Annotated in this window: 10 protein-coding genes; 8 read left to right on the forward strand and 2 right to left on the reverse strand. The window is 72.0% G+C overall.

Annotated features, from left to right (window positions below; all coding sequences use genetic code 11):
• Together ACFW9D_RS01140 and ACFW9D_RS01145 are read right to left on the reverse strand one after the other, a co-directional pair.
• A complete protein-coding gene (locus ACFW9D_RS01140; RefSeq protein WP_188339439.1) occupies positions 1 to 1014 on the reverse strand; it encodes a hypothetical protein in 1014 nt (337 codons plus the stop codon).
• A 161-nt stretch (positions 1015 to 1175) separates the two neighbouring features.
• Positions 1176 to 2756, reverse strand: coding sequence for an oxidoreductase (locus tag ACFW9D_RS01145; protein ID WP_188339440.1), 1581 nt, complete (start codon positions 2754 to 2756; stop codon positions 1176 to 1178).
• A gap of 211 nt (positions 2757 to 2967) precedes the next feature.
• Between ACFW9D_RS01145 and hisD the strand changes: the two genes are divergently transcribed.
• From hisD to hisF, 8 genes are read left to right on the forward strand one after another with little or no spacing between them, the layout of a single operon-like run.
• Entirely contained in the window at positions 2968 to 4293 is a 1326-nt protein-coding gene (hisD, locus tag ACFW9D_RS01150) for a histidinol dehydrogenase (protein ID WP_384616586.1), read from the forward strand.
• Positions 4290 to 5390, forward strand: a complete 1101-nt coding sequence (locus ACFW9D_RS01155; RefSeq protein WP_188339442.1) for a histidinol-phosphate transaminase — start codon at positions 4290 to 4292, stop codon at positions 5388 to 5390. Before hisD ends, ACFW9D_RS01155 begins: the two co-directional genes overlap by 4 nt.
• Positions 5387 to 5980: an imidazoleglycerol-phosphate dehydratase HisB gene (hisB, locus tag ACFW9D_RS01160; protein ID WP_188339443.1), complete on the forward strand. Its 594-nt coding sequence runs from the start codon at positions 5387 to 5389 to the stop codon at positions 5978 to 5980. Before ACFW9D_RS01155 ends, hisB begins: the two co-directional genes overlap by 4 nt.
• Before the next feature lie 2 nt (positions 5981 to 5982).
• Entirely contained in the window at positions 5983 to 6147 is a 165-nt protein-coding gene (locus tag ACFW9D_RS01165) for a hypothetical protein (RefSeq protein ID WP_188339444.1), read from the forward strand.
• 10 nt (positions 6148 to 6157) lie between these two features.
• The gene (gene hisH, locus ACFW9D_RS01170; protein WP_188339445.1) at positions 6158 to 6805 is read left to right on the forward strand and encodes an imidazole glycerol phosphate synthase subunit HisH; all 648 of its coding nucleotides are present in this window, start codon (positions 6158 to 6160) and stop codon (positions 6803 to 6805) included.
• Positions 6802 to 7539 (forward strand): bifunctional 1-(5-phosphoribosyl)-5-((5-phosphoribosylamino)methylideneamino)imidazole-4-carboxamide isomerase/phosphoribosylanthranilate isomerase PriA, encoded by a 738-nt coding sequence (priA, locus tag ACFW9D_RS01175; protein WP_188339446.1) that lies wholly within the window; start codon positions 6802 to 6804, stop codon positions 7537 to 7539. The genes hisH and priA overlap by 4 nt, the downstream gene beginning before the upstream one ends.
• Positions 7536 to 7946, forward strand: a complete 411-nt coding sequence (locus tag ACFW9D_RS01180; protein ID WP_384616590.1) for a RidA family protein — start codon at positions 7536 to 7538, stop codon at positions 7944 to 7946. Before priA ends, ACFW9D_RS01180 begins: the two co-directional genes overlap by 4 nt.
• Entirely contained in the window at positions 7943 to 8698 is a 756-nt protein-coding gene (gene hisF / locus ACFW9D_RS01185; RefSeq protein WP_188339448.1) for an imidazole glycerol phosphate synthase subunit HisF, read from the forward strand. Before ACFW9D_RS01180 ends, hisF begins: the two co-directional genes overlap by 4 nt.
• Positions 8699 to 8810 lie beyond the last annotated feature (112 nt).

An 8810-nucleotide genomic window follows, 5' to 3' on the forward strand; every position in this document is an offset into this window, starting at 1 on the left:
TCAAGCGTAATGGGCGCCGGGCGCGCCGGAACCGCCGAGCAGCGGCAAGGACGCCGCGACTTCGAGCCGTACCGTCGCCCGCAGCTCCACGAAGTGCTCCAGCGGGTCCTCCACGAGCCGGTCCCAGGGGAACGACGTCGCGTACGGGCCGATGAGCCGCAGCTGCTCCAGTGCGTCCGGCCAGCGCTCCAGCTCGACCAGGACGCAGGTCAGCAGATTGCGCACCTCGGCGGGCCACGGATCGGCCGCCTCGTACGTGCGCGACAGCTCCACGGCGAGGTCGGCGGCCGCGTCGAGCCGGGCCCGCGGAATGTCCTGCGGGGCCCGCGCCGAGGTCAGACAGGCGAGCGCCGCCCGCACCGGCAGCGCCTTGAGGAGCGAGCCGGGCAGCGCGTCCCGCGCGGCGCGCTCGGCGAAGGAGAAGCACTCGGCGTGCGAGCCGTACCAGGCGGCCGACAGGTACTGGAGCGCGGACACATGACAGCCGTAGTGGTGCGGGGAGCGGCGCACCGCCTGCGCCCACAGCTCCTCGAACGCGCCGCGCGGGGCGCCCGCCCCGCGCGCCTGGTCGAGGGCGATCCGCCACGGGACCGGATCGCCGGGCTCCGCCTCGGCGGCGGCCGCGATCAGCGGGGCCACGTCCCGCAGCAGCTCGGCGCGGGCGGGGGAGGCGAAGGCGCGGGCGACGGCCAGCTCGGACTTGACCAGGAGCAGGTCCGGGTCGTGCGGGGCCGCGCCCTGCCAGGCGTCGAACCACTCGGTGCGGGCCGCGGCGAACGTGGCGAACCGGAGCACGTACCGGTCCCGGTTCTCCCACTCGGCCGCCTCCCGGGTGTGGGCGAGCAGCTTGGCGGCCGGGTCGTACTCGCCGCGCCCCGCCGCCACGAGGGCCGGGGCGAGCCGCTCGTCCGGCGCGTCGAGGAGCAGCTCGTCGTCCGGCGGCAGGCCCGCGCCCAGCGGGCCCAGATGACGGATCATGCGCGCCGTGCGGACGAAGGCACCAAGGACGGACATGCCCTGCGCCCTCCCTGTGTGTGACCCGGCGGATGACCGGTGGCTCATTGGTTGCGCAGGGAGGACGGCCTGGGCGCCCCGAAGGTTGCCTCGCCCGGCGCCGATTCCCCGCTGCGGGGGAAGACCCGCACTCAACTACGACGCGTCCGGCTCAGCGGAACTCAACTGCGGCGCAACAGCCTCGTCGCCCCCGCCGCGACCGTCGTCGCCAGGATCCAGCCCAGCAGCACGAGCACCGCGGCCACCCACTGCCAGCCGCCCCGCAGCTGCCAGTATCCCGTCTGGCCGAGATCGATCACCGGCAGGAGCAGGTCGAGGGCGAACAGCGGAGCGCTCCAGTTCGGCGCCTCGCCGTCCTTGATCGGGGGGTGCGCGGCATGGCTGAAGGCGACCGCGCTGACCGCCCAGAGCACCGCCATCCACACCGCGGCGCGCCCGGGCCGGTACCCGTACGCCACCGTCCAGTCCTGGATGTAGCCCCACACCTTCGCCGCGGCCGGCAGCGTCTCGCGGCGGCGGCGCTGCTTGGCGAGCAGCACCTCACGGGCGTCCGCGTCCTCGCCGCTGTTGCGCAGCACCGTGGCGAGCCGCTCGTACGGCTCCGGGTTGTACTCCGCGGTCGCGGCCGCCAGCCAGTCCAGGCGGCGGGAGAGCGGGAAGGTGCCGGACGGGATCAGGTTCTCGTAGACGAAGCCGCCCACGCGCAGCTGGCCGGGGCCGGGCCAGCTGGTCGCCTTGTCGATCAGGTTGACGACCTTCGCGCCGGACAGCACGACCGTCCCGCGCTGCGGCCGCTCCCCGCGGAAGCGCAGCTCCGGGGTCTGCACGCGGCGCAGCGAGACCTCCTGGTCGCTCTCCAGCGTGAAGCGCGCCGAGTCCAGGTCGATGGCGTCGCCGAACCGGCCGTCGTCGAGCCGGACCCCGCCCACGCACTCGAAGCGCTGCACGCGTGTGCCGCGGGCGGGGGTCGAGCCGCTGGTCTGGATCGGATTGCCGACCCCGGCCGGGGTCAGGTAGAGGGTGCGCTCGACGGTCAGCTGCGGGGCGTTCAGGGCGCGCCGCCCATGGGTGTTGCTCAGCCGGCTGCCGCGCAGCGAGAGCGACACCCCGACGACCGCGCCGCGCAGGCTCAGCTCGCCGTGCGTCTCCAGCATCTCCGCCTGGAGGTCCTGGCCGACCGTCATCCCGTCCGCGTTGATCGACTTGCCGTGCCGGTCGCGGAACACCACCGCCTGGTTCAGGAGGAGGTCCGTGCCGATGTGCGCGTCCGAGAGCCGCATCCCGTTGTGGAACCGGCAGCGCGGCAGGTGCAGATCGCCCTCGGTGTGCACCCGGGCGCCCTCCAGACGCGGCACCGAGCAGTCCACGAGCCGCACGGTCGTGAACCGCGCCTCCGGGACCCGCACCTCCTTCTCGAAGCGGCACTGCTTCAGCTCGACGTACGGGACGATCGTGCCGCCCGACAGATCGAGCACATCGGTGATCTGCACCCCCTGGAGCTTGAGGGAGGACACCCGGCCGTCGAGCGCGGGCGGCCCGGACAGCAGCAGCCAGGCCACGATCCGCGCCCGCACACTGCGCTCCGGTCCCCAGGCGTGCCCCCCGTGCGGATCGTCCACGGCCAGGTCCCCGGTCCGCAGGTCGTACACGCTCCCGTTGCGGAACGCCTGCCACATGCCGACCTCGGTGGCGGTCAGTCCGTCCGGCACGTCCCCGTTGCCGGTCGTCACGTCGTCGACCACGACTGTTCTGCCTCCCCGTACATCCCTCTGCTTCCCCGTCGTCCCACGCGGCTGATGCCCGCTGCGTGAGCGTCTGAACGCTAGTGGTGAACGACAACCTCCGGAAACCCGACAACGGCCGGATCCGGCCGTGTATCAGGGACCGGCACCGGGCGTATCAGCCACTGGAACGCGACGACGGTCACGATGGGGCGTCTGAGAGACTTGGTATGTGATCTCTCGAATCGATCTGCGTGGCGCCGCCCTCCCCGAGGGCCAGGCCCTGCGCTCGCTGCTGCCCCGTGCCGACTTCGACGTCACGGCCGCCCTGGAGAAGGTGCGTCCGATCTGCGAGGACGTGCATCATCGTGGCGACGCGGCGCTGATCGAGTACGCGGAGAAATTCGACGGCGTGCGGATGGAGTCCGTACGCGTCCCGGCCGAGGCCCTCGAGAAGGCCCTCGCCGACCTCGATCCCGCCGTGCGCGCGGCCCTGGAGGAGTCCATCCGCCGGGCCCGGATCGTCCACCGCGAGCAGCGCCGATCCAGCCACACCACCCAGGTCGTCCCCGGCGGCTCCGTCACCGAGAAGTGGGTGCCGGTCGAGCGCGTCGGCCTGTACGCGCCGGGCGGCCGCTCCGTCTACCCGTCCTCCGTGATCATGAACGCGGTGCCGGCGCAGGAGGCGGGCGTCGAGTCGATCGCGCTCGCGTCCCCGCCGCAGGCCGAGTTCGACGGTCTGCCGCACCCCACGATCCTCGCGGCCTGCGCCCTGCTCGGCGTCGACGAGGTGTACGCGGTCGGCGGCGCCCAGGCCGTCGCCATGTACGCGTACGGCACCGAGTCCTGCGCCCCGGCCAACATGGTGACCGGACCGGGCAACATCTGGGTGGCCGCCGCCAAGCGCTACTTCACCGGTCTCATCGGCATCGACACCGAGGCGGGCCCGACCGAGATCGCGGTCCTCGCGGACGCCACGGCCGACCCCGTGCACGTCGCCTCCGACCTGATCAGCCAGGCCGAGCACGACCCGCTGGCCGCCGCCGTCCTCGTCACCGACGACGAGGCGCTGGCCGCCGCCGTCGAGCGCGAGCTGGAGCCCCAGGTCGCCGCGACCAAGCACGTCGAGGACCGCATCAAGCCCGCGCTCGCCGGCCGGCAGTCCGCGATCGTCCTCGTCGACTCCCTCGAGGACGGCCTCAAGGTGGTCGACGCGTACGGCGCCGAGCACCTGGAGATCCAGACGGAGAACGCGTCGGAGATCGCCGGGCGCGTGCGCAACGCGGGCGCGATCTTCGTCGGCCCCTGGGCGCCGGTCTCGCTCGGCGACTACGCGGCGGGCTCCAACCACGTCCTGCCGACCGGCGGCTGCGCCTGCCACTCCTCCGGCCTGTCCGTCCAGTCCTTCCTGCGCGGCATCCACATCGTCGACTACACGAAGGACGCCCTCGCCGAGGTCGCCCACCACGTGGTGACGCTCGCCGAGGCCGAGGACCTGCCCGCCCACGGCGCGGCGATCAAGGCCCGCTTCGAGTGGAAGGTCCCGAAGAACCAGTGACCCGGATCGACGACCTCCCCGTACGGGACGAGCTGCGCGGCAAGTCCCCGTACGGCGCACCGCAGCTGGACGTGGCAGTCCGGCTGAACACGAACGAGAACCCCTATCCGCTGCCCGAGCCGCTCGTGCAGCGGATCGCCGAGCGCGTCGCGGACGCCGCCCGCAACCTCAACCGCTACCCGGACCGGGACGCGGTCGAGCTGCGCACCGAGCTCGCCCGCTACCTCACCCGCACCACCGGGTACGAGGTGACGTACGAGCAGGTCTGGGCGGCCAACGGGTCGAACGAGGTGCTCCAGCAGATCCTCCAGGCCTTCGGCGGCCCCGGCCGCACGGCCCTCGGCTTCGAGCCCTCGTACTCGATGCACCCGCTGCTCGCCCGCGGCACCAACACGGGCTGGGTCAGCGCCCCGCGCAAGGACGACTTCTCGCTGGACGTGGACGCGGCCGCCGAGGCGATCCGCACCCACAAGCCGCACGTCGTCTTCATCACCAGCCCCAACAACCCGACGGGCAACGCGGTCGCTCGCGAGGACGTCCTCGCCCTGTACGAGGCCGCAGGACCGGGCGCGATCGTCGTCGTCGACGAGGCGTACACCGAGTTCAGCCACGGCGCCTCGCTCCTCGAACTGATCGAGGGCCGGCCGAACCTCGTCATCTCCCGCACCATGTCGAAGGCCTTCGGCGCGGCCGGGCTGCGCCTCGGCTACCTCGCCGCCGACCCGGCCGTGGTCGACGCGGTGCAGCTGGTGCGTCTGCCCTACCACCTGTCGGCCGTCAACCAGGCGACGGCGCTCGCCGCCCTGGAGTACACCGACACGCTCCTGAGCTACGTGGAGCAGCTGAAGGCCGAGCGCGACCGCGTGGTCGCGGAGCTGGAGACGCTCGGCTTCGACGTGACCGTCGCCGACGCGAACTTCATCCAGTTCGGCGTCTTCGAGGACCCGCACGCCGTCTGGCAGTTCGTCCTCGACCGCGGCGTCCTGATCCGGGACAACGGCGTGCCCGGCAGGCTGCGCGTCACCGTCGGCACCCCCGAAGAGAACGACGCGTTCCTGGACGCGGCCCGTGAAGTGATGAAGGAGTTCGGCGCATGAGCCGCGTAGGACGAGTAGAACGCACGACGAAGGAGACCTCCGTCCTCGTCGAGATCGACCTCGACGGGACCGGAAAGGTCGACGTGTCGACCGGGGTCGGCTTCTACGACCACATGCTCGACCAGCTCGGCCGCCACGGCCTGTTCGACCTCACGGTCAAGACCGACGGCGACCTGCACATCGACTCGCACCACACCATCGAGGACACCGCCCTCGCCCTCGGCGCCGCCTTCAAGCAGGCGCTCGGCGACAAGGTCGGCATCTACCGCTTCGGCAACTGCACGGTCCCGCTGGACGAGTCCCTCGCCCAGGTCACCGTCGACCTCTCCGGCCGCCCCTACCTCGTGCACACCGAGCCCGAGAACATGGCGCCGATGATCGGCGAGTACGACACGACGATGACCCGGCACATCCTGGAGTCCTTCGTCGCGCAGGCCCAGATCGCCCTGCACGTCCACGTCCCGTACGGGCGCAACGCGCACCACATCGTGGAGTGCCAGTTCAAGGCGCTGGCCCGGGCGCTGCGCTACGCCTCCGAGCGCGACCCGCGGGCCGCGGGCATCCTTCCCTCGACGAAGGGCGCCCTCTAGTCATGAACGGCCTCGCGACCGTCCTCATCGTCCTCGGCCTGTTCCTGCTCGGCGGCGTCTACTCGTTCGTCAAGCAGGGCATCGGCAAGAGCGTCATCACGCTCCTCGCGGTCAGTGCGGGCTTCTGCCTGCTCGCGGGCGTGCTGCGGCTCGACTACTGGAATTGATCCGGCTGACATGACCGCCACACCACAGAAGAAGATCGTCGTCTTCGACTACGGGTTCGGCAACGTCCGCTCCGCCGAGCGGGCCCTGGCCCGCGCGGGCGCCGACGTCGAGATCACCCGTGACTACGACAAGGCCATGAACGCCGACGGGCTGCTCGTGCCCGGCGTCGGCGCGTTCGCCTCCTGCATGCAGGGCCTCAAGGAGGCGCGCGGCGACTGGATCGTCGGCCGCCGCCTGTCCGGCGGGCGCCCCGTGATGGGCATCTGCGTCGGCATGCAGATCCTGTTCGCGCGCGGCATCGAGCACGGCATCGAGAGCGAGGGCCTCGACGAGTGGCCCGGCGTCGTCGAGCCCCTCAAGGCCGAGGTCGTCCCGCACATGGGCTGGAACACGGTGGACGCCGCGCAGGGCTCCCAGCTGTTCGCCGGCCTCGACACCGACGAGCGTTACTACTTCGTGCACTCCTACGCGGTCCAGAAGTGGGACCTGGAAGTGCACAACCCGAACCTGCGCGCACCGAAGGTCACCTGGGCCACCTACGGCGAGCCGTTCGTGGCCGCCGTGGAGAACGGCGCACTGTGGGCCACGCAGTTCCACCCCGAGAAGTCCGGCGACGCCGGAGCGCAGCTGCTCAAGAACTGGATCTCCGTACTGTGACCGCATCCCAGCACAAGCTCGAACTCCTTCCCGCCGTCGACGTCCGCGACGGCCAGGCCGTCCGCCTCGTGCACGGCGAGTCCGGCTCCGAGACCTCCTACGGCTCCCCGCTGGAGGCCGCCCTCGCCTGGCAGCGCGCCGGCGCGGAGTGGCTGCACCTGGTCGACCTCGACGCCGCGTTCGGCACCGGTGACAACCGCGCGCTGATCTCCGAGGTCGCCCGCGCCATGGACATCAAGGTGGAGCTGTCCGGCGGTATCCGCGACGACGACTCGCTCGCCGCCGCCCTCGCCACCGGCGCCACCCGCGTCAACATCGGCACCGCCGCCCTGGAGGACCCCGAGTGGGTCGCCAAGATCATCGCCGAGCACGGCGACCAGATCGCGGTCGGCCTCGACGTGCGCGGCACGACCCTGCGCGGCCGCGGCTGGACTCGTGACGGCGGCGACCTGTACGAGACGCTGGCCCGCCTCGACAAGGAGGGCTGCTCCCGCTACGTCGTCACCGACATCGCCAAGGACGGCACGCTCCAGGGCCCGAACCTGGAGCTGCTGCGCAACGTGTGCGCGGCCACCGACCGCCCGGTCGTGGCCTCCGGCGGCGTCTCGTCCCTGGACGACCTGCGGGCCATCGCCGAGCTCGTCCCGCTCGGCGTCGAGGGCTCCATCGTCGGCAAGGCGCTGTACGCCAAGGCCTTCACCCTCGAAGAAGCCCTGGCGGCGGTCTCGTCATGACCGGTGCCGTGCGCCGCGTGCAGTCGGGGGCGCCGTGGGAGGAGACCTTCGGGTACGCGCGCGCCGTCGAGCTGCCCACCGGTCTCGTCCTGGTCTCCGGCTGCACCTCGGTCGTCGACGGCGTGATCGCCGCCGGCGGCCCGTACGAGCAGGCGATGAACGCCTTCGCCGTCGCGTTCGACGCCCTCGGGCAGCTCGGCCTCGGCCGTGAGGACGTCGTGCGCACGCGCATGTACGTCACCCACGCGCGGGACACGGACGAGGTGGGCCGGGCCCACAAGGAGCTGTTCGACTCCGTCCGCCCTGCCGCGTCCATGATCATCGTCTCCGGATTCGTCGACCCCAGCCTGGTCGTCGAGGTCGAGGTGGAGGCGTTCCGGTCCGATTCAGGAGCACCCTCAGCATGAGCCTCGCCGTACGCGTCATCCCCTGCCTCGACGTGGACAACGGCCGCGTCGTCAAGGGCGTCAACTTCCAGAACCTGCGCGACGCGGGCGACCCCGTCGAGATGGCGAAGGTCTACGACGCCGAGGGCGCGGACGAGCTGACGTTCCTCGACATCACCGCGTCCTCCGGTGACCGCGCGACCACGTACGACGTGGTGCGGCGCACCGCCGAGCAGGTCTTCATCCCGCTCACCGTGGGCGGCGGCGTGCGCACCGCGGACGACGTCGACAAGCTGCTGCGGGCCGGCGCGGACAAGGTGGGTGTCAACACGGCGGCGATCGCCCGGCCGGACCTGATCCGGGAGATCGCCGAGCGCTTCGGCCGCCAGGTCCTCGTCCTGTCCGTGGACGCCCGCCGCACCGAGTCGGGCTCCTTCGAGGTGACGACCCACGGCGGGCGCCGCTCCGCCGGGATCGACGCCGTCGAGTGGGCGCACCGGGCCGCCGAGCTCGGCGCGGGCGAGATCCTGCTGAACTCGATGGACGCCGACGGCACGAAGGACGGCTACGACATCGAGATGATCGAGGCCGTCCGCAAGCACGTGTCCGTGCCGGTGATCGCCTCCGGTGGCGCCGGACGCGTCGAGCACTTCGCGCCGGCCGTCGCGGCGGGCGCGGACGCGGTGCTCGCGGCGTCCGTCTTCCACTTCGGCGATCTGCGGATCGGCGACGTGAAGTCCGCGCTGCGCGAGGCGGGCCACCCGGTCCGGTAGGCGTCGCGCACACGAGCGCCCTCGAAGCGCCCCCCCCAGCCCCGCCCGAGGGGGGGGGGGGCCGGGGGCCCGCCCCCCCGGGCGCGGGAAAAAAAAAATTGTGACAAACTAT

This window comes from Streptomyces sp. NPDC059524, from assembly GCF_042749255.1.
Lineage (GTDB): Bacteria > Actinomycetota > Actinomycetes > Streptomycetales > Streptomycetaceae > Streptomyces > Streptomyces xanthii.

Coding starts and splice junctions, on each gene's coding strand:
- ACFW9D_RS01140 (WP_188339439.1), bottom strand. CDS start 1,014: ATGTCCGTCCTTGGTGCCTTCGTCCGCACGGCGCGCATGATCCGTCAT.
- hisB (WP_188339443.1), top strand. CDS start 5,387: ATGAGCCGCGTAGGACGAGTAGAACGCACGACGAAGGAGACCTCCGTC.
- ACFW9D_RS01165 (WP_188339444.1), top strand. CDS start 5,983: ATGAACGGCCTCGCGACCGTCCTCATCGTCCTCGGCCTGTTCCTGCTC.
- hisH (WP_188339445.1), top strand. CDS start 6,158: ATGACCGCCACACCACAGAAGAAGATCGTCGTCTTCGACTACGGGTTC.
- ACFW9D_RS01180 (WP_384616590.1), top strand. CDS start 7,536: ATGACCGGTGCCGTGCGCCGCGTGCAGTCGGGGGCGCCGTGGGAGGAG.
- hisF (WP_188339448.1), top strand. CDS start 7,943: ATGAGCCTCGCCGTACGCGTCATCCCCTGCCTCGACGTGGACAACGGC.